The organism is Rheinheimera sp. A13L (assembly GCF_000217935.1).
In the GTDB taxonomy this organism is placed as follows: domain Bacteria; phylum Pseudomonadota; class Gammaproteobacteria; order Enterobacterales; family Alteromonadaceae; genus Pararheinheimera.
Genome location: NZ_AFHI01000056.1, coordinates 142,900 through 166,492 on the forward strand (window position 1 = coordinate 142,900; position 23,593 = coordinate 166,492).

Here is a 23,593-nt window from a genome sequence, read left to right on the forward strand (position 1 = left end):
AAGATGCAGAAGAGAATGATAAAAAAATTAAGCGTGTTATGTTGTACTTTGGTGCTGGCTTCCTGTTCACAAACTCCGGCACCGGCACAAAAATCAGCCCAAACTAAACCAGCACCAAGCTGGGAAGAACCGAACAAAGGCCGTTATTCACAAGCCACTGACAGCCATCCGGATCGTTTACCTACTTTACTGGAGATGACGGATCCTGAACCAAAAGCAGAAGCGCTCAGCCGTGGTGGTAACAAGCCCTACAATATTTATGGTGTGGATTATTCACCCCGCACCGATCTGATGGAATACAAGGAAACCGGTATAGCGTCCTGGTACGGTCATAAATTTCATGGTCATCTGACCTCCAACGGTGAAGTTTATAACGTATTTGCTATGTCAGCTGCGCATAAAACCCTGCCTTTACCTTCTTATGTTCGGGTGACCAACCTGGATAATGGTAAGTCAGCCATAGTGCGGGTGAATGACCGTGGCCCATTTCATCAGGACAGAGTGATCGACTTGTCTTATTCGGCCGCTTATAAAATTGGCATGATGGGCAGAGGCACAGCCCGGGTTCAGGTCGAACTGTTGGCGTCTCCAGCTATGGTCAATCAGGAAAGTTATGCCATGGGATTGGGCAATAAAGGCAATCAGTTTGAAGAAACGACCATAGCCTCTAACCCTGCGGGTCCAAGGCCAGGCAGCATCGCCACCCCTGCGCCAGTTACTGCACCAATGAGAACCACTCCCACTGCAGTAATAACGGCGCCGGTAGCTGCAGGATCCAAAGTGACAGGCTGCTTTATTCAACTGGTTGCCAGCAGTAATAAAGACAAACTGCAGCAGTTAGGTATGGATTTACAACAACAATGGTCTATCTCCACACAAATTAACGATGGCAATGGAATTTTCCGTTTACTGGCGGGTCCAATGCCATCAGCGGCCGAAGCGAATAGCTGGCTGGAACGTTTTAAAAGTGCTGATTATCCATCGGCTTATATTACAGATAAAAAAAGCTGTGGTTAAAACCACGGTTGATTTCGTTTAAGAATGAACTCAGCTCAACAACATAAGAAAGGTCTCATGAATACGTACTCCAGAATTTTTATTGCTTGCTCCTTTGGTGTTGCCAGTTTTTTAGCAGCCGGACAAACAGCACCACTGACAGCGTCACAAATGACGCCACAACCTCCTGAAGTAAACGCCAGGGGTTATATCCTGATGGACTACCATACTGGCGCTGTATTGGCGGAAGGCAATGCGGATGAATTATTAGCGCCAGCCAGCCTGACTAAAATGATGACCAGTTACATTATTGGTACAGAAATTAAAAACGGTACTATCAAACCATCTGATCCTGTAACTATTACTGAAAACGCCTGGGCAAAACAGTATTCAGACTCTTCCAAAATGTTTATTGAAGTAGGCGAAACTATCAGCGTTGAAGAGCTAAACCGCGGCATTATTGTGCAATCAGGTAACGACGCTTGTGTCGCTATGGCGGAACATATAGCAGGCACTGAAGGCGCTTTTGTAGAGCTGATGAATGCCCATGCGGTGCGTTTGGGCATGGACAACAGTACCTTTACCAATAGCCATGGTTTACCTGATGTAAACCAGCGCACAACAGCCCGTGATATGGCAAAACTGTCGATTGCATTAATTCGTGACACGCCAGACGAATACAAAATCTATTCTGAAAAAGAGTATGTGTTTAACGGCATTAAACAATACAACCGTAACGGTTTATTGTGGGATAAAAGCCTGAACGTAGACGGTATCAAAACAGGTCACACCTCAGATGCCGGTTATAGCCTGGTGACCTCGGCTACTAAAGATGATATGCGGCTGATTTCTGTCGTCATGGGCACAGACAGCGCAAAAATCCGTGAAGCTGAAAACAAAAAGTTGCTGACTTATGGCTTTCGTTTTTTCGAAACCTTTTCTCCTTATAAAGCCGGTGAAAAATTTGCTGAACAAAGGGTTTGGCAAGGCACTAAAGAGATCATTACTTTAGGTGTTCTTTCTGAAACCCCTATTACCTTGCAACGTAATCAGCGTAAAGATTTAAAAGCTGACTTTAAATTGAATCAGGAACTGATTGCCCCAATATCTAAAGGCCAGGTTTTGGGCACCGTTTATCTGAAATTAGGTGACAAAGACATCGCCGAATTTCCTTTAGTTGCGCTGGAAGATATCGAACAAGCTGGCTTATTCAGCCGCTTAGTAGATATGGTGAAAATGCGCTTCCAATAAGTATGGAAACATAGCCAGAGATAAAAACAGTCCCGGCAAAGCCGGGACTTTTTGTTAAAATAGACCTATACAGTCGATCAAAATTATTTTTGCGAGCAGAACATCATGACAATTGAAGTAAAAGACACCCGCTTTGATGAATTTTTAGAGTTTCCATGCTCTGTAAACTTTAAAGTGCTGGGTGTGGCAGTACCTGAACTGGTCGATCATATAGTGGTTGTGCTGCAGGAACACGCCAAAGCGGACGACTACAATCCGCAAATTCGCCCCAGCAGCAAAGGCAGTTATCACTCAGTATCAGTATCTGTGACTGTCACCAGCAAAGAGCATATGGAACTGCTGTACACAGAACTTGGCCGTTTAGAACTGGTTCGTTATGTGATCTGATGAGTGACACTGCCCTTTTTGTTGGCAGTGCAGGTATACCCAAGTGACCTCAAGATACGAGTTTCAGAGCCGCTGGGCGCTTGCAATGCAAGGCAGCCTGGCGAAGCAATGTCGTCTACCTTGTGAGACAGGCTAACACAGCAGTGCAATCGCCCAGCGACTCCCGTAGGGCGGGACTAAAAGCGCTTTATGCCGCGTTAACTGTTGTCGCTTTAGAACCACTAAAGCTTCCAACAGCTGCCTTGCCTAAAGCGCTTTTATCTCCCGCTGAATTCTGTATCTTGAAGTCACTTGGGTATATAATGCGGCACTTTCAACTGAACCGGAGTTCGTTGTGGTTGACTCTCAAGGCTTAGTGATACGGAACTTAGGGCGCAAGCCTTATGTTCAGGTATGGCAGGCCATGCAAAAATACACAGATGAGCGGACAGAACTAAGTCCGGACGAGCTGTGGTTTGTGGAACATGACCCGGTATTTACTCAGGGTCAGGCCGGTAAAGCAGAACATTTGCTGATGCCAGGTGATATTCCTGTGGTGCAGGTAGACAGAGGCGGCCAGGTCACTTATCACGGCCCTGGTCAGTTGGTGGCTTATGTGTTGCTGGATATCAAAAGACGTAAGCTCGGCGTACGGGAACTGGTGACCTTAATTGAACAGGTGATCATTAAATCTTTAGCTCCTTATGGCATTGAAGCTTATGCCAAAGCCGATGCACCTGGTGTGTACGTGCAGGAACAAAAAGTCGCCTCGCTTGGATTGCGGGTAAGAAAAGGCTGTACCTTTCATGGTCTGGCTTTAAACGTGAATATGGATTTATCACCTTTTTCCAGGATCAATCCATGTGGTTATGCCGGCATGCAGATGATCCAAACCAAAGATATTGCAGGTCCACAATCTGTGGATGAAGCCAGACAGGCGCTGCAGTCACAATTTGTTGCCCAGTTGGCAGTTAGCCAGACTGAACACAAAACAGGGTTAAGTGAGTAATATGACCATCAAAACAGCTCGTATGGAACCAGGCGTCAAATTACGGGATGCCGACAAAATGGCTCTGATCCCAGTCAAAGTATTGCCGACTGAACGTGAAGAATTGTTACGTAAACCTGACTGGTTAAAAATCAAATTACCACGCAGCACAGACCGCATAGAACAAATCAAAGGCGCTATGCGTAAACATGGTTTGCACTCAGTGTGTGAAGAAGCCTCCTGTCCTAACCTGTCAGAATGTTTTAACCACGGCACTGCAACTTTTATGATTTTAGGTGCCATTTGCACCAGACGTTGCCCTTTCTGTGATGTAGCTCATGGCCGCCCTTTACCGCCAAGCGCAGAAGAGCCGGAAAAACTGGCTTTAACTATTAAAGACATGGCGTTGAAATACGTGGTGATCACTTCGGTAGACCGTGATGACTTACGTGATGGCGGTGCCCAACATTTTGCCGATTGTATCAGCTCTATTCGTCGTGAAAGCCCAGCCATCAAAATTGAAGTACTGGTACCAGATTTCCGTGGCCGTATGGATGCAGCTTTGGATATTCTGACGCAAACGCCACCAGACGTGTTTAACCACAACCTGGAAACAGCGCCACGTTTATACAAACTGGCACGTCCGGGCGCTGACTATAAATGGTCATTGGAACTGCTGCGCCGTTATAAAGAAGCTCATCCTGAAGTGTCGACTAAGTCAGGCCTGATGGTAGGTTTGGGCGAAACTACAGAAGAAATTATCGAAGTGATGCGGGACTTACGTCTTCACAATGTCGATATGCTGACCGTAGGCCAATACCTGCAGCCAAGCAAACACCATTTACCAGTGAAACGCTACGTATCTCCGGATGAATTTGATGAGATCAAACGTATTGGTTACGAGCTCGGCTTTAAACATGTCGCCTCAGGCCCCTTCGTGAGATCCAGTTATCACGCCGACCGCCAGGCAGCTGGTGAGGAAGTAAGCTAATAACTAAGTGACTGTACAGGCAGTTAAATTTAACTGCCTGTGCTGTCTTTTCATGCCGGAAACAACTATGCTCAACGCAAAGAACTAAAGGATTTGGTATGGACAACAGACGTTTTAGCCGGGTGTTATTTTCCGGTCCTGTACAACTGAAAAATGCTGACACTCTCTATACAGGTCAGTTGCAGGATTTGTCGCTGAAAGGTGCTTTGTTACAGCTAGATGCAGCAACAACGTTGCAATCAGGCCAAAGCTTCCAACTGCAGTTTCAGTTAAACGAATCGGGAGTGGATTTGTTTATGGATGTGACTGTCGCTCATTTGAATGGCTCTTGTGTCGGTGTGCGCTGCGATAAAATTGATATCGACTCAGCCAGCCATTTACGCCGTTTGCTTGAGCTGAACTTAGGTGATGCAGATTTATTAAGCCGCGAGCTTACGGAGCTGTCGGAATAGCCGAAGCCTCTTGTAACAAGTGCTGCGCATCGGGATAACCTTGTTTAGCAGCCTGATCCATCAATAAACGCCAATGGTACCAATCCTGTTCTTGCCTGGCTAAATAAGCATAAAAATACTGCACAGGCATAATCAATTCTGGCTGTGCCAACACCTTCTGCATCAGCTTAAAGTACAAGTCCGGCACTTGTGCTTCGTGTGAGCGCATAAAACTCATAGCTGTCACTGGTGCAAAAGCCTGTACGCCCGCATTGTCACAACTTTCCACTTTTTGTAACTGAATATCATGCCTTTGCAATTGCCAATGCTGCAGGTATAAATCCAACTGGGTTTTATCAGTCAGTAAATTAGGCCGGATTTTATCGCTGCGACACTCAGCTTGCGCCACTTCTGCACTTAAACTGTATTCATCGATAAAGCCCAGAATATGGGCAAACTCGTGTCTGAATACCTCAAAAGAGCTACTTTCAGCCAGCTGCACTATGCCATTGTTGTAATTGGCAGTGCCTTCACCTGCAACCACCAGTAACTGACTAAATCCGCCCTTGGCCACATCAGGCGTCAATACCTGATAGTGACACTGAATTCGTTGTCCGGCCTGATAACTGCACTGTAAGTCAGTACTGTTTATACGTTTTTCAGGTAAAAAACAGACAGGTAAAGAGGAAAACTGAGGGTCCTGTTGCCACTGTTGTTGTAACAGCTGCAATTGACGACTACCCGCTTTGGATTGCACTACAGGCTGTAAAGTTAAGCTACAGGAAGAATTTGAGTTTGATGCAAAGTAAGCCGGGCTCTGAGCATAATGCCAAATGCCATAATCAGCGGCTAAATCAGCCTCTGCTGCGTTTACACTCTGTTGTTGCTGTAGATGGTGCTCAAGATAGCTTGCTGTCGCTAAAAAGCCATCCTGACGCTGTTTTAATGCAAGCAAAGCAGCAAGTTCATTGGTCAGCCCGGCATCCAGCGCTTTTTGATACCAGTTCAGTGCAGCAGGAAAGTCTCCCTGCTGTTGACGTTTTTTCGCCAGTAGTACAGCAGCAGCACCATGGCCTTGCTGTGCTTTATCCATCAACTGCTGTTCAGGCAAATGCTCCAGCGCAGGTTCACAGCCGGCTAAACTATAAAGTAACCAAAGCGTCAGCACATTTTTAAAAACAAAAAAGCCAGAAAACCGGCTTTTTTTTCTTAATCGCATCTGTCTGTTATTCAACAGGAAGTGCACTGGCATCTAAACCACGCAATCTGTTCATCTCAATACGGGCATAACGGTGTTCAACAAACTCATACACATTAGTCGCCAGTACTTTTTTATAGTAATCCAGCGCCTTAGTTGGGTTTTGTTGCTGATGCCATTTGGCCAGATAGAAATAAACTTCACATAAACGTTCAGCCAGTTGCTGTTGATCCGTATTCAGAGTGGAGGCAGCGTCCAGTAACTCTTGTTCTGAGATTTTCCCCAGATAAAAAGCCACTATCTTGCTGGCCCAATGCTCCGGATCTAATTTAGCCTGATTTAAAGCTAAACGCGCCTGAGCTTCAGGAACAGATAAATTGGCGTCAGCAAAGTACAACCACAATGAACGGTATGGATCTTCAGGTTTCGCCAGATAAAACTGCTCGAAGTCACCTACAGCCAAAGCAGTTTTACTGTCATACAGCAGAGCTATACCCCGATTTAAATAAGCATAGTCATAATCAGGTGCCAGCTCTAGAGCAGCATCAAAAGACTCATAAGCTTCGGTGTAGTTGCCCACTAACGTATGGTGAATACCAATAAAGTTATAGGCATCCGCCATATCGGGTTGTAACCGTAATGCACGCAAAAAATCAAAACGGGCTAATGAACGTAGTCCGACACTGTCGTACATCACACCGCGGTCGTAAAACAATCGGGCGCGTTGTTCATCTGTGGTTTCGGCTTTGGTCAGCAGTTCAGAAATTCGCGCTATTGCGATTTCAGTGCGGTATGAAACAGCTACCGGTTCTGGTTCCAGTGGATTTTCCACCAGTACAGCCACTTCAGTTGAAGGTTTCTGGGCGCAAGCGCCCAGAGCCAGCAGTGCTGCAAGCAGCACTGCACTTTTGGTCAGGTCAGAGACCTTACTGAGCTTCAACAGCATCGGCAGACTCAACAGCTGCAGGTTTGTCCTGAGCTTCTTTAATGCTTAAACGCACACGACCCTGCTTGTCTACTTCCATTACTTTTACAGCAACTTTCTGACCAATGACTAAGTGGTCAGCTACATTGCTCACGCGCTCATCAGAGATTTGTGAAATGTGAACTAAACCGTCTTTGCCTGGCAGAACGTTAACGAAAGCACCGAAGTCAACAATACGTACTACTTCCCCCTGATACACTGCACCTACTTCGATTTCAGCTGTGATAGCTTCGATACGGTTGATAGCAATGTTGGCAGCTTGCGAGTTAGTCGCAGCAATTTTCACTGTACCGTCATCTTCGATTTCGATCGTAGTACCAGATTCTTCAGTGATCTGACGGATCACAGCACCACCTTTACCAATCACGTCACGGATTTTTTCCGGGTTGATTTTTAAAGTGTAGATACGTGGAGCATGTTCAGACAGCTCTTCACGGTGCGTGCTGATTGCCTGGTCCATCACGTTCAGAATGTGAATACGGGCAGCTTTGGCTTGTTTCAGAGCGATCTGCATGATTTCTCTGGTGATACCTTCGATTTTGATATCCATCTGCAGTGCAGTGATACCTTCAGTGGTACCAGCCACTTTAAAGTCCATGTCACCTAAGTGATCTTCATCACCTAAAATGTCAGAAAGAACAACGAAGTCGTTACCTTCTTTCACCAGACCCATAGCGATACCAGCTACTGATGCTTTGATGGGTACACCAGCATCCATCAGGGCTAATGAAGAACCACACACAGAAGCCATAGAGCTTGAACCGTTTGATTCAGTGATTTCAGAAACCATACGTACTGTATACGGGAAGTCATTGAAATCTGGCATTACAGCAGCTACACCACGTTTCGCTAAACGGCCATGACCGATTTCGCGACGTTTTGGTGAACCTACCATACCTGTCTCACCCACTGAGTACGGAGGGAAGTTGTAGTGGAACAGGAAGTTGTCAGTTTTTTCGCTCAGTAAATCATCTACTGTTTGCGCATCACGGGCAGTACCTAAAGTACAGGTTACTAAAGCCTGAGTTTCACCACGAGTGAACAAAGCTGAACCGTGTGTACGTGGTAATAAACCAGTCATTACACTTAAAGCACGGATCATTTCGTTGTCACGGCCATCAATACGTGGTTCGCCTTTGATGATGCGGCTACGGACGATTTGGCTTTCCAGGTTATGGAAAATTTCGTTCGCTTCAGTTTCGTTAAAGCCTTCGCCTTCCGCTAATTCAGCTTTGATTTGAGCGAAGACTTCAGCTTTGATTGCGCCAATAGCTTCGTAACGTTTTGCTTTTTCAGTGATACGGTAAGCTTCGCCAACAGGAGCTGTTGCCAGTTCAGCAATTTTGCTGGTCACTGTGGCGTTTTTCACCGGAGCAACCCAGTTCCATACTGGTTTAGCTGCTTCAGCAGCAAATTCATTGATAGCGTTAATCACAGTTTGCATCTGGTCGTGACCAAATACGACTGCGCCTAACATCACTTCTTCTGACAATACGCCAGCTTCAGATTCAACCATCAATACAGCGTTCGCTGTACCTGCAACCACTAAGTCCAGTTTGCTGTCTTTTAATTCAGTTTCTGACGGGTTTAACACGTACTGGCTGTTTACATAACCAACACGAGCCGCACCTAATGGACCACTGAACGGGATACCAGAGATAGCCAAAGCAGCAGAAGTTGCGATGATAGAGATAATGTCCGGCTGAATTTCAGGTTGTACTGAAACTACAGTGGCAATAACCTGAACTTCGTTCGTGAAGCCTTCAGGGAATAATGGACGAATTGGACGGTCGATTAAACGAGAAGTTAAAGTCTCGCCTTCTGACGGACGGCCTTCACGTTTGAAGAAACCACCAGGGATGCGGCCTGCCGCATAAGTTTTTTCCTGATAGTTCACAGTCAGAGGGAAAAAGTCCTGACCTGGTTTTGGTTGTTTTTTAGCGACCACTGTGACTAACACAGAGGTATCACCCATGCTTGCAAGTACAGCCGCGTCAGCTTGACGGGCGATAACGCCGGTTTCCAGAGTGATAGTGTGTTGGCCAAACTGGAATGATTTTACGATGGGGTTCACTGATTATTTCCTTTCTATTTTTCGCGTTTTTTCGCGGAGTCTTTTGGTCTGTTTTTCGCGGCACAGTATAGCCTGTTACAAGGCTGAAAAGATAGCTGGCACCAGAGTCGCAGGGTATAAAATTTAAGCATGTCCGGGCGGTAAGAACATCATGAAGGCATTAAGTTGCATTGGTATGAATTTTTTCTAAGTTTTAAAGGATAACAAAAAGGTCAGGAACCTTTTTGAACAACGCGGCAGCGTTGGCCCGACAGGGCATTTTGCAGGATAGCAAAATGTAAAAAAGCCAGTCGAGGACTGGCTTTTTCAGGCATAAGCTGCGAATTAACGACGCAGACCTAAACGCTCGATCAGAGTAGCGTAACGCTGACCGTCTTTGCCTTTTAAGTAATCTAATAATTTACGACGTTGGCTAACCATACGTAACAGGCCACGACGTGAGTGGTGGTCGTGCTTGTGGTCAGCAAAGTGCGGTTGTAACTTAGCAATAGTTGCAGTTAATAATGCAACTTGTACTTCTGGTGAACCGGTATCGCCTTGTTTAACAGCGAAATCTGCTAAGATTTGCGCTTTTTCAGCTGTAGTTAGTGACATAGAGCCTCCAATAGAGAGATATGTTGTGCCGGCCACTAATCCAGCAACAACGAAAATGAGCGCGCATTCTATGCGCTTTTTACCCAACAAACAAGTAGTAAAATATTAGATTGGGGTTTGCCAGGCACTGGTGTTCAGTAAACGTCTTACCGACAATACGCCGGTATCTAACGAAGCCACACCAATAAACTGCTGTTCTGGGCCATAGAGCTTAATAGCATCTGCAGATCCAGTGCCTAAATCAGCCAGTTCAGATTCAGTTAGCAACACAGTTTGACCATGCACCAAACGTTTTTGCTGCATTTCAGTGAGCTTGAGCTCTGGCAAACCCGTTAAGGCTAAATCCATCGGCAACAATAAAGCGTCTAAGCCAGCCCAGTCCTGCTTGTCATTAAAAGGCACCAACTGTTCCTGCGTCAGCATTTGCGCTGCATCAAAAGGACCGACATGAATACGACGTAAAGCGCTGACATAAGCACCAGAACCTAAAGCCTCACCTAAATCGTCGATTAAAGTACGGATATAAGTGCCTTTGCTGCAATGCACCAAAAAGCTGGCGTATTCGCCGTCAAACTGCTGCAACTCGAAGCGGAAGATAGTGATAGGCCGGGCTTCACGTGGCACTTCAATACCCTGACGGGCATATTTGTACAGCGGCTGCCCCTGATACTTCAAAGCCGAAAACATAGTCGGAATTTGCATCTGAGGGCCACGGAACTGCTGCATCATCTGCTCAAGCCTGGCTTGATCAAATGCCACAGGCTTACGGCTGATGATTTCACCTGCAGCGTCGCTGGTGTCAGTACGTAAACCAAAATGGGCAGTTACCAGATAAGTTTTGTCTGTGTCTAATAAGAACTGACAAAACTTAGTGGCTTCACCAAAACAGATGGGCAATAAGCCACTGGCCAGCGGGTCTAAAGCACCGGTATGGCCAGCTTTTTCAGCCTGATACAACCAACGCACCCGCTGCAAAATACCATTGCTGGAAATTTCTAACGGCTTATCAAGTAACAGAATGCCGTGGACAGCACGACGCCCCATTACTCGTCCTCGTCCTGGTCGACTTTAGGTTTACGCTCTGGTTCCTGGCCTGCATCAATACGACGCTTCTCGTCTTCACGGCGTACCTGTTCAACCAGATTCGCCATACGAATGCCCTGATCCAGAGACTGGTCAAAGTAGAAACGTATAGTTGGCACAATACGGGCCTGAATACGCTTGGCAATCAGACTGCGGACATAACCACAGGCGTCATTTAAAATATCCAGGTTTGCTTTTACTTTGTCAGCTTCTAAGCCTAAAAAAGTAACAAAAATTTTGGCGTGTGATAAGTCACGCGATACATCCACATCAGACACTGTAATCATAGTGTGTAAGCGTGGGTCTTTGATTTCACGTTGTAAAATCACTGCGATTTCCTGCTGCATTTGCTGCGACAGACGGTCTACCCGGGTAAATTCTTTAGCCATAACTCTTTCCAACACATTTGAGCAGAAAGAAACAGGGGCCTAAGCCCCTGCCGATCTCTGTATCTATAATCTAAAAGCGCAGATGGTGGTTATAAAGTACGTTCAACCTGAACTACTTCAAACACTTCAATCTGGTCGCCTTCACGCACGTCGTTGTAGTTCTTCACGCCGATACCACACTCGAAGCCGTTGCGTACTTCGGATACGTCGTCTTTCACACGACGCAAGGACTCCAGTTCACCTTCGTAAATAACTACGTTGTCACGCAGTACACGAATTGGTGCGTTACGTTTAATAACACCTTCGGTCACCATACAACCTGCGATAGCACCAAACTTCGGCGAGCGGAACACGGCACGAACCTGAGCCAGACCAATGATCTGCTGTTTAAACTCAGGCGCTAACATACCTGTCATGGCTGCACGTACTTCGTCTAACAGTTCATAAATGATGCTGTAGTAACGTAAGTCCAGATTCTCATCTTCGATGATCTTACGGGCAGTACCTTCGGCACGCACGTTGAAACCGATAACGATAGCTGAAGAAGCTGCTGCCAGCGTAGCGTCAGTTTCAGTAATACCACCCACACCACTACCGATGATTTTGATTTTCACTTCATCAGTCGACAGTCGGCTCAGTGATTCACTGATGGCTTCCACAGAACCTTGTACGTCTGCTTTCAGAACTATGTTCAGTTCTGACACATCGCCTTCGGCCAGGTTCGCAAACATGTTTTCCAGCTTAGACTTCTGCTGACGTGCCAGTTTGACGTCACGGAATTTACCCTGACGATACAAAGCAACTTCACGGGCTTTACGCTCGTCTTTCACCACAGTGACTTCATCACCAGCCTGAGGCACACCAGACAGACCTAAGATCTCAACCGGAATGGATGGGCCAGCAACTTTGATTTCTTTACCGTTTTCATCGCGCATTGCACGAACACGGCCATATTCGAAACCACAAAGTACGATTTCGCCTTGTTGCAGTGTACCTTCCTGTACAAGGATGGAAGCAACAGGACCACGGCCTTTATCAAGACGGGATTCAATCACCACACCACGGGCCAGACCTTTTCTTACTGCTTTTAATTCAAGCAGTTCAGCCTGGTTCAGAATGGCTTCCAGCAGGTCGTCGATACCCATACCGGTTTTTGCAGAGATAGGCACGAACTGAGTATCACCGCCCCACTCTTCAGAAATAACACCAAACTGAGATAATTCGTTACGAACACGATCCGGATCTGCATCCGGTTTATCCATCTTGTTGACAGCAACAACCAGAGGCACACCAGCAGCTTTAGCATGCTGAATAGCTTCTTTGGTTTGTGGCATCACGCCATCGTCTGCTGCAACCACCAGAATAACGATATCTGTCGCTTTAGCACCACGGGCACGCATTGAAGTAAAGGCTGCGTGACCAGGGGTATCAAGGAAAGTCACCATACCGCGTTCTGTTTCTACATGGTAAGCACCTATATGCTGAGTAATACCACCGGCTTCACCAGCTGCTACTTTTGCTTTACGGATGTAATCCAGTGTAGAGGTTTTACCATGGTCAACGTGACCCATAACAGTAACAACCGGAGCACGAGGCTCTAACTCGCCTTCACCCTGACGGTCAGACATGACTGCTTCTTCCAGCTCGTTTTCTTTGGTCAGAGTGAACTTGTGGCCCATCTCTTCACACACGATAGCTGCAGTTTCCTGATCAATGACCTGGTTAATGGTTGCCATAGCACCCATTTTCATCATGACCTTGATCACTTCAGAAGCTTTAACGGCCATCTTCGAAGCTAATTCAGCCACTGTGATGGTTTCGCCAATTTTGACTTCACGTTCTACCGGCTGAGCTGGCTTGTTAAAACCATGCTGCATGCTGACAGGCGTTTTCTTTTTCTTGTGACGATTAGCGCGGTTAAAGGCGTCTTTATCATCAGCATCATCTTTTTTCTTAGCTTTGCCAGCAGGAGCTTTTTTCGTTGTACGACGGCCACCACGTTCTTCACGGGCGTCCACTTCGTCTTCAGCGGCCTTAGCATAAACATTACTGGTTAAGTGATAATCAGCGTCTTCTGCTGCTGGTTTAGTCTCTTCTTTAGCCCAACGCTCAGCATTTTCTTCCGCTAAACGACGTGCAGCTTCAGCTTGTTGTAAAGCTTCGGCTTCCAGCTTACGTAACTGCTCAGCTTCCTGTTGTGCTTTGATGCGCTCAGCTTCAGCCTTAGCTTCTTCTTTCGCTGCACGACGAGCCGCTTCTTCCGGATCATCTTTCATTAACTGGGCATGTTTAGCTTCGTCACGTTTTTTCTGTTCAGCAGCTTTACGGTCAGCTTCTTCTTTCGCTTTACGATTGGCTTCTTCTTTTACTTTTTGCTCAGCAGCTAAACGCTCATGTTCACGTTTTGCAGCTTCTGCTGCTTGTTCTGCAGCAATACGCTCTTCTTCAGCCAGCTTTGCAGCTTCTTCGCCTGAAGGACGTTTAACAAAAGTTTTTTGCTTGCGCACTTCAACCTGAATTTCACGGTTGCGACCAGCGCCACCGGCCACACTCAGGGTGGTTTTTTCTTTACGTACTAACGTCAGTTTGGACGGTTCAGCTGGCTGACCGCCGTGGGCACGGCTTAAGTGATCCAAAAGAGTTTTTTTCTCTTCTTCATTGACCATTTGGCCGACTTGTTTTGTTATGCCTGCATCCGCAAACTGTTGGATTATACGATCAACAGTCGTATTGACGTCACTGGCCAGTTTTTCTATGGTTACATCTGCCATGTCAGTTTTTACCTCCGTTGACCCACTTATTTGTCTTCACTGAACCAAACAATATTACGGGCAGCCATAATCAGCTCTGCCGCTTTTTCTTCAGTCATTTTTTCGATTTCAATCAAATCATCTACCCCAAGCTCTGCCAGATCATCAAGAGTGATGACCCCTTTGCTGGCCAACACATAAGCTGTGTGGGTACCAACACCTGGCAGATTAACTAATGCTTCACTAGGCGCTGAGCCTTCCAGTGATTCTTCGCTGGCCAGAGCGCGTGTGGTTAATACGGCTTTAGCACGTTTACGTAACTCTTCTACTGTATCTTCGTCTAAACCATCAACAGACAACAGTTCGCTGACTGGTACATAGGCGATTTCTTCTAAGGTTGAGAAACCTTCGTCTACTAATACACCGGCAAAATCTTCATCGATTTCCAATGCAGTCATAAACAGTTCCAACACCTTGGCATTTTCTTCCTGGTGTTTGGTTTTCATTGCAGAAACTGTCATCACGTTTAATTCCCAACCAGTTAACTGGCTGGCTAAACGTACGTTCTGACCAGCACGACCAATGGCCATGGCCAGGTTGCTGTCTTCTACTGCGATGTCCATGGAGTGTTTGTCTTCATCAACGATGATGGAAGCCACTTCTGCAGGAGACATAGCGTTAATCACAAACTGAGCCGGGTTGTCATCGTATAAAACGATATCAACACGCTCACCTGTTAATTCACTGGATACGGCCTGTACACGTGAACCACGCATACCGACACAAGCACCCACTGGGTCAATACGACGATCGTTGGTTTTCACTGCAATTTTAGCGCGTGAACCCGGATCGCGTGCAGCACCACGGATTTCAATCATCTCTTCGCCGATTTCAGGCACTTCAATGCGGAACAATTCAATCAGCATTTCAGGGCGGGTGCGGCTTAAAAACAGCTGAGCACCACGGGCTTCTGGTTTTACTTCAAACAACAAAGTACGGATACGATCGCCCGGACGGAAAGTCTCACGTGGCAACATCTCTTCTTTGGCTAACATAGCTTCTGCATTGTTACCTAAATCAACAATGATGCTGTCGCGGTTTACTTTTTTCACCACGCCAGTGACTAACTCACCGACCTGGTCCACATAAGCTTCAACCACTTGTGAACGTTCTGCTTCACGTACTTTTTGTACTATGACCTGTTTCGCCATTTGGGTAGTGATACGGTCAAAGGTGATAGAGTCGATTTGCTCTTCAACATAATCGCCCACTTGTAAGTGAGGTTCGTCGTATTGAGCTGCAGACAAAGTGATTTCACGGTACGGATGTTCTTGTACCTGATCGTCCGGAATAACCATCCAGCGACGGAAAGTTTCATAAGAACCGGTTTTACGATCAATAGTCACGCGGACTTCGATGTCGCCTTCGTTTTTCTTTTTAGTGGCGGCCGCTAACGCGTACTCTAACGCCTGGAAAATTTTCTCGCGCGGAACTGATTTTTCGTTCGAGACCGCGTCTACTACTAATAAAATTTCTTTAGCCATATTATTTTGCCTCGCTTCGACCCGTGTATCAGAACACAGGCACTACGTTCGCTTTATCTACGTTATCCATCAGCAAACGGTAGAGTTTGCCATCCACTTCCACTACTAACATATCGTCTTCGATTTGTGTCAGCAGGCCTTTAAATTTGCGGCGTCCATCCTGAGGAATAGCCAATTTTACTTCAATGATCTGGCCAACAACTTTGGCAAAATGAGCAGGAGTAAAAAGTGGGCGGTCTAAACCAGGAGAGGACACTTCAAGGAAATATTCATTCGGGATAGGGTCTTCAACATCAAGTAACGCACTCACTTCACGGCTTACAGTGGCGCAGTGGTCCACAGTAATGCCATCCTGATGGTCAATATAAACCCGCAGAATAGAGTGACGTCCAGCACGAACGAACTCTATGCCGACCAGCTCAAAGCCTGCGGCTTCTACTGTTGGCGTTAACAGCTCAGTTAACTGCTGTTCTTGTTTAGTCAAAGAGACCTCCAGAAATAAAAAAAGGGCATAGAGCCCAGAATAGTAGTACAACCTTGTCGCCAGATATAAAAACGCCCCGAAATCTCGGGGCGACTTTAGAGCTGACTGGACTTTGATATCGCCAATCAAAATCCTGAATTCTGTAGGCTTCACAGCGAACTGTTTGACCTGGGCAACACATTTGCTTATTCAAGCAATTTACGGTGAACTCACTCACTTATCTATAAAATATCTAAAAACTTTAGTAAGTAAGGAAGTTGGTTGCGGGAGCCGGATTTGAACCGACGACCTTCGGGTTATGAGCCCGACGAGCTACCAGGCTGCTCCATCCCGCGTCCGTAAGCGACGCACATTATATAGTCCTGGTCTGACTATCGCAAGCTTAGTTTCTTCTACTTAGCATGCTGTGCTTGTTAAATTGGTGCCGAGAGCGGGACTTGAACCCGCACGCCCGAAGGCACTACCACCTCAAGGTAGCGTGTATACCAATTTCACCATCTCGGCTAAAAAATCAGAGGTGCGATCAGTTTCCTACGGGAATATCTGACGCAGGCGTTTTCTCTTCTACTGCGTCAGCTGCTTTAGTTTCGACTGGTATAGATAAATCCTGCCATTCGTCTACAGCTTTCACACGGTCTGCGCTTAAGTTACCTAACAACAGACTCAAAGCGAAAAATAAAGTCGCCAGTACAGTGGTAGTACGAGTTAAAAAGTTACCTGTACCTGAAGAGCCAAAAATAGTGGCTGAACCGCCCGCGCCAAATGAAGCGCCCATGTCTGCGCCTTTACCGTGCTGGATCAATACCAGAACAATCAGGGCCAGTGCCACCAACAGATACAATACAATAAACAATTCGTACATTATGAATCCTTTGCCATTGTGCAAATCGCAGAAAAATCTGCCACTTTCAAACTGGCGCCACCAATAAGGGCACCGTCTATGTCCGCCTCTGCAAACAGGGCTTCACAATTGGTTGCAGTAACACTGCCACCATAAATAATTCTTAATACATCTGCTGCTTGAGCATCATATTGCGCCAGATGTTGGCGGATAAACTGATGCACTTGCTGAGCTTGCTCTGGTGTCGCTGTCCGACCTGTGCCTATGGCCCAAACCGGTTCGTAACTTACCACAGAATGTGCCAGTAAATAAGGCTGCGCAGCATACACCGCATCTAATTGCCGTGCAAGAACCTCTAAAGTTTTTTCTTCTTCTCTTTGCTGCAGAGTTTCGCCAACACAAACTATTGGGGTTAAACCAGCATCAACTGCTACTTTCACTTTTTGACTGATCACAGTATCAAGCTCGCCATACAAAGCGCGGCGTTCAGAATGACCAATAATGACATGGGAAGCACCAGCGGCCAGTAGCATATCCGCTGAAATTTCGCCGGTAAAGGCCCCACTTTGCTGTTCGCTCACATTCTGAGCACCCAACTTGTAATTTTGATGTTTTGGAAAGTCAGTTAGAAGAATTACCGGTGGGCAGATCAAAATCTCAGGTAGGGGCTGTTTTAACACAGACAAGGCTTCTGACATCTGTTGAACCAGATCTGAGTTACCATTCATTTTCCAGTTAGCGACCACTAACGGCTTACGTTGTCTCATGTTATTGCCTCTGTAGTAAAACGGGCGAGATAGTAACTAACCTCACCCGCCCAAACAAGACTTGATGGCTAAATTAGCAATTTTTAGCTGGCGATCTTCACTGCATCGGCTATTTTTTGTGCAAATTGTTGTACTTCGTCTTGTATCCTTCCTTCCACCATTACACGAATCAGGGGTTCAGTACCTGATTTTCGGATCAAAACACGGCCCTGGCCGTTCAAATCCTGTTCAACTTGCTGTATCACTTTCTTGACATGTAAATTATCTAAAGGTGCTGTGCCCTTCTCAAATTTAACGTTCACCAGCACTTGAGGCATTTTGGTCATACCCTGTGCAAGGTCAGCTAAGGATAACTTCGCTTCCAGCATGGCAGTTAAAACCTGGATGGATGCGATAATACCGTCGCCAGTGCCTGCATGATCCAGGTTCAGTACGTGACCAGAGTTTTCACCACCAATACGCCAGTTTTTCTGCGCCAGCATTTCAACCACATAACGGTCACCGACGTTAGAACGGGCAAATGGAATATTTAGTTCAGCTAAAGCCAGCTCTAATCCCATATTGCTCATCAGAGTGCCCACTACACCGCCTTGCAGCTTATTTAGCTTTTGTGCATTGCGGGCAATGATATACACAATTTCATCGCCATCAATGACACGGCCTGTGTGATCCACCATCATCACGCGGTCGCCATCACCATCATAGGCGATACCTAAGTCAGCTCCTGTTTCTACCACAGTTTTCTGTAACAGGTCGGTATGGGTGGCACCACAATGATCATTTATGTTTAAGCCGTTTGGATGAATACCAATGGCCTCAACATCAGCACCTAATTCACGAAATACGTTAGGTGCTATGTGATAAGTGGCACCATGGGCGCAATCCAATACTATTTTTAAACCATTTAGTGATAAATGATTTGGTATATGACTTTTACAGAATTCGATATAACGACCAGCGGCATCATCGATACGCATCGCCTTACCTAAACGCTCTGACGATTCACACACCATAGGCTGTTCCATCGCTTCTTCTATCGCCAACTCGACATCATCAGGTAACTTAGTGCCGTCGGCAGAGAAAAACTTAATACCGTTATCATAATAAGGATTGTGTGAAGCGCTGATCACAATGCCTGCTTCAGCACGGAAAGTACGGGTCAGGTAAGACACTGCAGGTGTTGGCATTGGGCCCAATAAGCGCACATCCACACCAGCAGCCACTAAACCAGCTTCTAATGCAGTTTCTAACAAATACCCTGAAATACGGGTGTCTTTACCGATCAATACTTTTTTGGTGCCACGCTGAGATAACACCCTGCCAGCAGCCCAGCCTAACTTCATTGCAAATTCAGGCGTAATTGGAAATTCGCCCACTTTGCCACGTACACCATCAGTGCCAAAATACTTCCTAGACATGCTCTACTCCAAATAAGGTGGCACAAGCAACAGCCACGGCTTGTACAGTTTCTTTAACATCATGCACGCGGATAATGCGGGCACCTTTTATGACAGCTATTGTGGCACAGGCCAAACTACCTGCCAAACGTTGATCTGCCTGAATGTTTAATAACTGACCAATCATCGATTTACGCGACATTCCCACCAATAGAGGGTAATTTAATGCCATCACTTCTGAAAGCTGACTTAACAGCTGGTAGTTATGCTGCAAATTTTTACCAAAACCAAAACCAGGATCGAGAATAATCTGACTTTTAGGGATACCGGCGGCGATACAGACCTCTGCCCTTTGCTTTAAAAAATCACAGACCTCTTTGACCACGTCCTGATAAAGAGGGGAATGCTGCATAGTTCTGGGTTGCCCCTGCATATGCATCAAACACACAGGTACTCTGGCTGCAGCAGCCACTTCAACAGCACCTGGGTCCAGCAAGGCTTTAATATCATTGATGATATCAGCACCGGCAGAAACAGCAGCTTTCATTACTTGCGCTTTGCAGGTATCGATAGAAATCACACAATCCAGTTCAGAGCGGATGGCTTCAATCACAGGCAAGACTCTATCGAGTTCTTGCTGTAAAGGTACTTCTTGTGCACCAGGGCGGGTCGACTCACCGCCAATATCCAAAATAGCAGCGCCAGCAGCAAGCATGGCGCGTGCTTCAGCGATAGCTGCTGCTTTACCAATAAAACGGCCGCCATCCGAAAATGAATCTGGGGTGATATTTAAAATCCCCATCACCTTGGGACGGCATAAATCCAACTGACGATTGCGGGGTAATTGCAACACCATAAAAATACTCCTTCACCCTTATCAATAGCCGCAACAAGAGTCCAGACTACACCTGAGGCGCGATGTCGACGACTGTTGCGACATACCTTACGTCCTGCACATAGCACAAACCCCGGGAATTCCCGGGGTTTGATTGATCAGAACTAAAGTTTTACAGAGGATTTTCTGTGGATGGTTCTGACGGACTCACAGCATCAACAGGCTTGGTGTCATCGCTATCAGAGCCTTTGTTTTTGTCCTTTGGTTCCCAGTTTTCTGGCTGACGCACAGTACGACGATTCATCAGATCATCAATTTGTCTGGAATCAATAGTTTCATACAACATCAGCGCTTCTTTCATCGCATGCAAAATATCCATGTTTTCTTCAATCAGAGTTTTTGCTCTGTTGTAGTTACGATCGATAATAGCTTTGATTTCAGAATCGATAATGCTCGCCGTTTCATCAGACATGTTTTTCGCTTTGCCCATACTGCGGCCCAGGAAAACTTCGCCTTCTTCTTCGGCATACAACAGAGGACCTAACTTGTCCGAGAAGCCCCACTGAGTCACCATGTTACGCGCGATAGAGGTCGCGTATTTGATGTCCTGCGAAGCGCCTGTTGATACTGAATCAATACCGTAAATCAACTCTTCAGCCAAACGGCCACCGTAAGCCACTGAAATCTTACTTTCAAGTTTACGACGGCTGATGCTGATGGCATCAGCTTCTGGTAAAAAGAAGGTTACACCTAAAGCACGGCCACGTGGAATGATGGTGACTTTGTGCACAGGGTCGTGCTCTGGCACCAGACAACCTACAATAGCGTGTCCTGCTTCGTGATAAGCAGTCATCTCTTTTTCTGCTTCAGACATCACCATAGAACGGCGCTCTGCACCCATCATGATTTTATCTTTGGCTTTTTCAAACTCTTCCATGCCAACAACACGGTTATTACCACGGGCAGCAAATAATGCAGCTTCGTTCACCAGGTTAGCTAAATCAGCACCAGAGAATCCCGGAGTACCACGAGCAATAACACTGGCTTTGACATCGTCACCTAAAGGAACTTTGCGCATATGCACTTTAAGAATTTGTTCACGGCCACGCACATCAGGTAAACCTACAACCACCTGACGGTCGAAACGACCAGGTCTTAATAAAGCAGCATCTAATACGTCTGGTCTGTTGGTTGCGGCGATAATAATGATACCTTCGTTACCATCAAAACCATCCATTTCAACCAGCATCTGGTTTAAAGTTTGCTCACGTTCATCGTGACCACCACCTAAACCTGCACCACGCTGACGGCCAACGGCGTCAATTTCATCGATAAAGATAATACAAGGCGCTGCCTTTTTAGCTTGTTCGAACATATCACGCACACGGCTGGCACCAACACCGACAAACATTTCAACAAAGTCAGAACCTGATATAGCGAAAAATGGCACTTTAGCTTCACCGGCAATAGCCTTGGCTAACAGGGTTTTACCTGTACCTGGTGGGCCGACCATTAAAATACCTTTTGGAATTTTACCGCCAAGCTTCTGGAAACGTGATGGGTCTTTTAAATAATCCACCAGCTCTGTCACTTCTTCTTTCGCTTCGTCACAACCTGCAACGTCAGCAAAAGTAGTTTTGATTTGATCTTCACCCATTAAACGGGCACGGCTCTTACCAAAGGACATAGCGCCTTTGCCACCGCCGCCTTGCATCTGGCGCATAAAGAAAATCCAGACACCTATTAACAACAACATTGGGAACCAGGAAATAAAAATCTGTCCCAGCATGCTTGGGCTTTCCGGTGCAGTGCCAGAAAAAGTGATGTCATTTTTGTACATGTCATCAATCAGTTTTGGATCATAGCCAGTTGGGATCACCGTCTCGAAACGCTCGCCTGAACGTTTTATACCCGTGATAACGCCTTTCTGTTCCTTCACCTCGCGGATCTGGCCCTGACTGGCTTCTTTCAGAAACTGGGTATAACTCATTTGCTTTTCTGCTTTATCAGCAGGACCAAAACTATTAAATACCGACATCAATACAACGGCGATAACCAGCCATACGATGAGATTTTTTGCCATGTCACTCAAGGTGAGAACCTCTCAGTTACGAAAACAGTTACGAAAAAACAGTTACATTAAAATGAAACTATCGCTACTTTACTAGACTTTAAAGCCTGTCGCTACGATATATGTCTCACTGGATCGTGCCCGGGACGAATCAGGTTTACGAATTCGTACCGTAGTAAATACACTGCGAACCTGCTGCACAAAGGGCTCGAAGCCTTCTCCGTGAAATACTTTGACCACAAAACTGCCATTTTTCTTCAATACGTTGTTACACATTTCCAGCGCCAGTTCAACCAGATACATACTTCTGGACTGATCCACAGTGCTGTTACCACTCATATTCGGCGCCATATCGGACAATACGACATCCACATTGCGGCCACCAATACGCTCTAACAACGCATTTAACACAGCCTCTTCACGGAAGTCGCCCTGTAAAAAAGCAACGCCTGCTAAAGGGTCCATTGGCAGAATATCACAAGCCACTACACACCCAGCCTGCCCGACCAATTCTGCAGCACGGGCCGACCAACTACCAGGTGCTGACCCCAGATCTACGACCGTCATGCCCGTTTTGATCAGTTTATCTTTGTCCTGAATTTCATCCAGCTTAAAAGCAGCGCGGGATCGCAACCCTAATTTTTGCGCTTTTTGCACAAAAGGGTCGCTTACGTGTTCCTGTAACCAGCGAGACGAGCTGCCGGAACGTTTTTTCTTTGTCATCTGAGTACTCTTAAATAGTCTTCATAGCAAGATGGCGGTACAATAGTGTAATTTCAAGCTTTCCAACACGGAAAATCTACACATATGAACCTTAGTAATAAACAAAAACAGTTTTTAAAAGCCAAAGCACATGAGTTAAAGCCAACCATTTTACTGGGTGGCAACGGATTAACTGAAGGTGTGATGGCCGAAATCGATTTAGCGTTAGAGCACCATGAATTGATCAAAGTAAAAGTTCCAAGCATTGATCGCGAAGAAAAAGTTGCCATCATGGACGCCATAGTGCGTGAAGCCAAAGCACAAAAAGTGCAGGTGATTGGCCATATTCTGGTGATCTACCGCGCTGCCAAAGAGAAAAAGTTACATATTCCAAAAGGTTAATCAGCGCCTTTTAAGTAACCTGCGGCCTGCAACGACAAGCGGGCCGTCTCTTCATTTTCTGCAATATGCCGTGTCAGATACACAGGTTTTTCCACTTCAGTTGCTTTTAAATACTGCCAGGTGAGCATCTCATCCGCAGGTAACAGCAGTTCGACATGATGCAAATTATGTGCAAAAGCCCAGACCGAATTTTGTTTCATCAACTCCAGGGCTTGAGCAGGGCTGGCTTGCCATTGTCTTACATCCAGCGCTATAGCCCAGGGTTCAGCCACTAAAGGCAAGACTAAAGCGCGAAAATCTCTGATGTATTCTTCAGTACTTAAGACTGAAGATACGCCAAAAACCTGCACCCAAAGTACCCGATCTATCAATTGAAGTTGATAAGCTTTTGTCTGGCCTCTTTGCATAGATAGTCTGGTTCCCAAAGATAAATAAGGCGGCCTTAGCCGCCTTA

Annotated in this window: 23 protein-coding genes and 2 tRNA genes; 7 read left to right on the forward strand and 18 right to left on the reverse strand. The window is 46.2% G+C overall.

The window, feature by feature from the left end:
* The first annotated feature begins 15 nt into the window (after positions 1 to 15).
* The 6 genes from RHEIN_RS21385 (at position 16) to RHEIN_RS17795 (ending at position 5,044) form a co-directional block, all read left to right on the forward strand.
* The gene (locus RHEIN_RS21385; protein ID WP_202797839.1) at positions 16 to 1,017 is read left to right on the forward strand and encodes a septal ring lytic transglycosylase RlpA family protein; all 1,002 of its coding nucleotides are present in this window, start codon (positions 16 to 18) and stop codon (positions 1,015 to 1,017) included.
* 57 nt (positions 1,018 to 1,074) lie between these two features.
* Positions 1,075 to 2,247, forward strand: coding sequence for a D-alanyl-D-alanine carboxypeptidase family protein (locus RHEIN_RS17775; RefSeq protein ID WP_008900369.1), 1,173 nt, complete (start codon positions 1,075 to 1,077; stop codon positions 2,245 to 2,247).
* Positions 2,248 to 2,352: 105 nt separating this feature from the next.
* Positions 2,353 to 2,634 carry a DUF493 family protein YbeD gene (gene ybeD / locus RHEIN_RS17780; protein ID WP_008900370.1) on the forward strand — a complete coding sequence of 94 codons (282 nt, stop codon included), beginning with the start codon at positions 2,353 to 2,355 and terminating at the stop codon, positions 2,632 to 2,634.
* 334 nt (positions 2,635 to 2,968) lie between these two features.
* Entirely contained in the window at positions 2,969 to 3,622 is a 654-nt protein-coding gene (gene lipB / locus RHEIN_RS17785) for a lipoyl(octanoyl) transferase LipB (RefSeq protein WP_008900371.1), read from the forward strand.
* Position 3,623: 1 nt separating this feature from the next.
* A complete protein-coding gene (lipA, locus tag RHEIN_RS17790) occupies positions 3,624 to 4,592 on the forward strand; it encodes a lipoyl synthase (RefSeq protein WP_008900372.1) in 969 nt (322 codons plus the stop codon).
* Between the two features lie 98 nt (positions 4,593 to 4,690).
* On the forward strand, positions 4,691 to 5,044 hold the full coding sequence (locus RHEIN_RS17795) for a PilZ domain-containing protein (RefSeq protein WP_008900373.1): 354 nt from the start codon (positions 4,691 to 4,693) through the stop codon (positions 5,042 to 5,044).
* Here the strand turns inward: RHEIN_RS17795 and RHEIN_RS17800 are convergent.
* The 17 genes from RHEIN_RS17800 to rlmE all read right to left on the reverse strand — a co-directional run bounded on the left by RHEIN_RS17800 (position 5,025) and on the right by rlmE (position 22,758).
* Positions 5,025 to 6,242, reverse strand: coding sequence for a hypothetical protein (locus RHEIN_RS17800; RefSeq protein WP_139056503.1), 1,218 nt, complete (start codon positions 6,240 to 6,242; stop codon positions 5,025 to 5,027). The two genes, RHEIN_RS17795 and RHEIN_RS17800, sit on opposite strands and share 20 nt — an antisense overlap.
* Positions 6,243 to 6,249: 7 nt before the next feature.
* A complete protein-coding gene (gene nlpI / locus RHEIN_RS17805; RefSeq protein ID WP_008900375.1) occupies positions 6,250 to 7,167 on the reverse strand; it encodes a lipoprotein NlpI in 918 nt (305 codons plus the stop codon).
* A complete protein-coding gene (pnp, locus tag RHEIN_RS17810; RefSeq protein WP_008900376.1) occupies positions 7,148 to 9,280 on the reverse strand; it encodes a polyribonucleotide nucleotidyltransferase in 2,133 nt (710 codons plus the stop codon). Before pnp ends, nlpI begins: the two co-directional genes overlap by 20 nt.
* Positions 9,281 to 9,604: 324 nt before the next feature.
* Complete coding sequence (gene rpsO / locus RHEIN_RS17815) at positions 9,605 to 9,874, reverse strand: 30S ribosomal protein S15 (RefSeq protein ID WP_008900377.1); 270 nt, start codon at positions 9,872 to 9,874, stop codon at positions 9,605 to 9,607.
* 105 nt (positions 9,875 to 9,979) lie between these two features.
* The gene (truB, locus tag RHEIN_RS17820; RefSeq protein ID WP_008900378.1) at positions 9,980 to 10,918 is read right to left on the reverse strand and encodes a tRNA pseudouridine(55) synthase TruB; all 939 of its coding nucleotides are present in this window, start codon (positions 10,916 to 10,918) and stop codon (positions 9,980 to 9,982) included.
* Positions 10,918 to 11,346: a 30S ribosome-binding factor RbfA gene (rbfA, locus tag RHEIN_RS17825; protein WP_008900379.1), complete on the reverse strand. Its 429-nt coding sequence runs from the start codon at positions 11,344 to 11,346 to the stop codon at positions 10,918 to 10,920. Before rbfA ends, truB begins: the two co-directional genes overlap by 1 nt.
* Before the next feature lie 89 nt (positions 11,347 to 11,435).
* Complete coding sequence (infB, locus tag RHEIN_RS17830) at positions 11,436 to 14,117, reverse strand: translation initiation factor IF-2 (RefSeq protein WP_008900380.1); 2,682 nt, start codon at positions 14,115 to 14,117, stop codon at positions 11,436 to 11,438.
* Positions 14,118 to 14,143: 26 nt separating this feature from the next.
* Positions 14,144 to 15,640: a transcription termination factor NusA gene (nusA, locus tag RHEIN_RS17835; protein WP_008900381.1), complete on the reverse strand. Its 1,497-nt coding sequence runs from the start codon at positions 15,638 to 15,640 to the stop codon at positions 14,144 to 14,146.
* Between the two features lie 28 nt (positions 15,641 to 15,668).
* On the reverse strand, positions 15,669 to 16,124 hold the full coding sequence (gene rimP / locus RHEIN_RS17840; protein WP_008900382.1) for a ribosome maturation factor RimP: 456 nt from the start codon (positions 16,122 to 16,124) through the stop codon (positions 15,669 to 15,671).
* 258 nt (positions 16,125 to 16,382) lie between these two features.
* Positions 16,383 to 16,459, reverse strand: a tRNA-Met gene (locus RHEIN_RS17845).
* An 84-nt stretch (positions 16,460 to 16,543) separates the two neighbouring features.
* Positions 16,544 to 16,628, reverse strand: a tRNA-Leu gene (locus tag RHEIN_RS17850).
* A 19-nt stretch (positions 16,629 to 16,647) separates the two neighbouring features.
* Positions 16,648 to 16,986 (reverse strand): preprotein translocase subunit SecG, encoded by a 339-nt coding sequence (gene secG, locus RHEIN_RS17855; protein ID WP_008900383.1) that lies wholly within the window; start codon positions 16,984 to 16,986, stop codon positions 16,648 to 16,650.
* A complete protein-coding gene (gene tpiA, locus RHEIN_RS17860) occupies positions 16,986 to 17,732 on the reverse strand; it encodes a triose-phosphate isomerase (RefSeq protein ID WP_008900384.1) in 747 nt (248 codons plus the stop codon). The genes secG and tpiA overlap by 1 nt, the downstream gene beginning before the upstream one ends.
* 83 nt (positions 17,733 to 17,815) lie before the next feature.
* Positions 17,816 to 19,150, reverse strand: coding sequence for a phosphoglucosamine mutase (glmM, locus tag RHEIN_RS17865; RefSeq protein WP_008900385.1), 1,335 nt, complete (start codon positions 19,148 to 19,150; stop codon positions 17,816 to 17,818).
* Positions 19,143 to 19,985 carry a dihydropteroate synthase gene (folP, locus tag RHEIN_RS17870; RefSeq protein ID WP_008900386.1) on the reverse strand — a complete coding sequence of 281 codons (843 nt, stop codon included), beginning with the start codon at positions 19,983 to 19,985 and terminating at the stop codon, positions 19,143 to 19,145. The genes glmM and folP overlap by 8 nt, the downstream gene beginning before the upstream one ends.
* A gap of 151 nt (positions 19,986 to 20,136) precedes the next feature.
* A complete protein-coding gene (ftsH, locus tag RHEIN_RS17875; RefSeq protein ID WP_040555383.1) occupies positions 20,137 to 22,047 on the reverse strand; it encodes an ATP-dependent zinc metalloprotease FtsH in 1,911 nt (636 codons plus the stop codon).
* A gap of 81 nt (positions 22,048 to 22,128) precedes the next feature.
* Complete coding sequence (gene rlmE, locus RHEIN_RS17880; protein ID WP_008900388.1) at positions 22,129 to 22,758, reverse strand: 23S rRNA (uridine(2552)-2'-O)-methyltransferase RlmE; 630 nt, start codon at positions 22,756 to 22,758, stop codon at positions 22,129 to 22,131.
* An 84-nt stretch (positions 22,759 to 22,842) separates the two neighbouring features.
* On the opposite strand from rlmE, the gene yhbY reads away from it, so the two are divergent.
* On the forward strand, positions 22,843 to 23,139 hold the full coding sequence (gene yhbY / locus RHEIN_RS17885; RefSeq protein WP_008900389.1) for a ribosome assembly RNA-binding protein YhbY: 297 nt from the start codon (positions 22,843 to 22,845) through the stop codon (positions 23,137 to 23,139).
* Here the strand turns inward: yhbY and RHEIN_RS17890 are convergent.
* A complete protein-coding gene (locus RHEIN_RS17890) occupies positions 23,136 to 23,546 on the reverse strand; it encodes a hypothetical protein (RefSeq protein ID WP_008900390.1) in 411 nt (136 codons plus the stop codon). The genes yhbY and RHEIN_RS17890 overlap by 4 nt on opposite strands.
* Between the last annotated feature and the right edge of the window lie 47 nt (positions 23,547 to 23,593).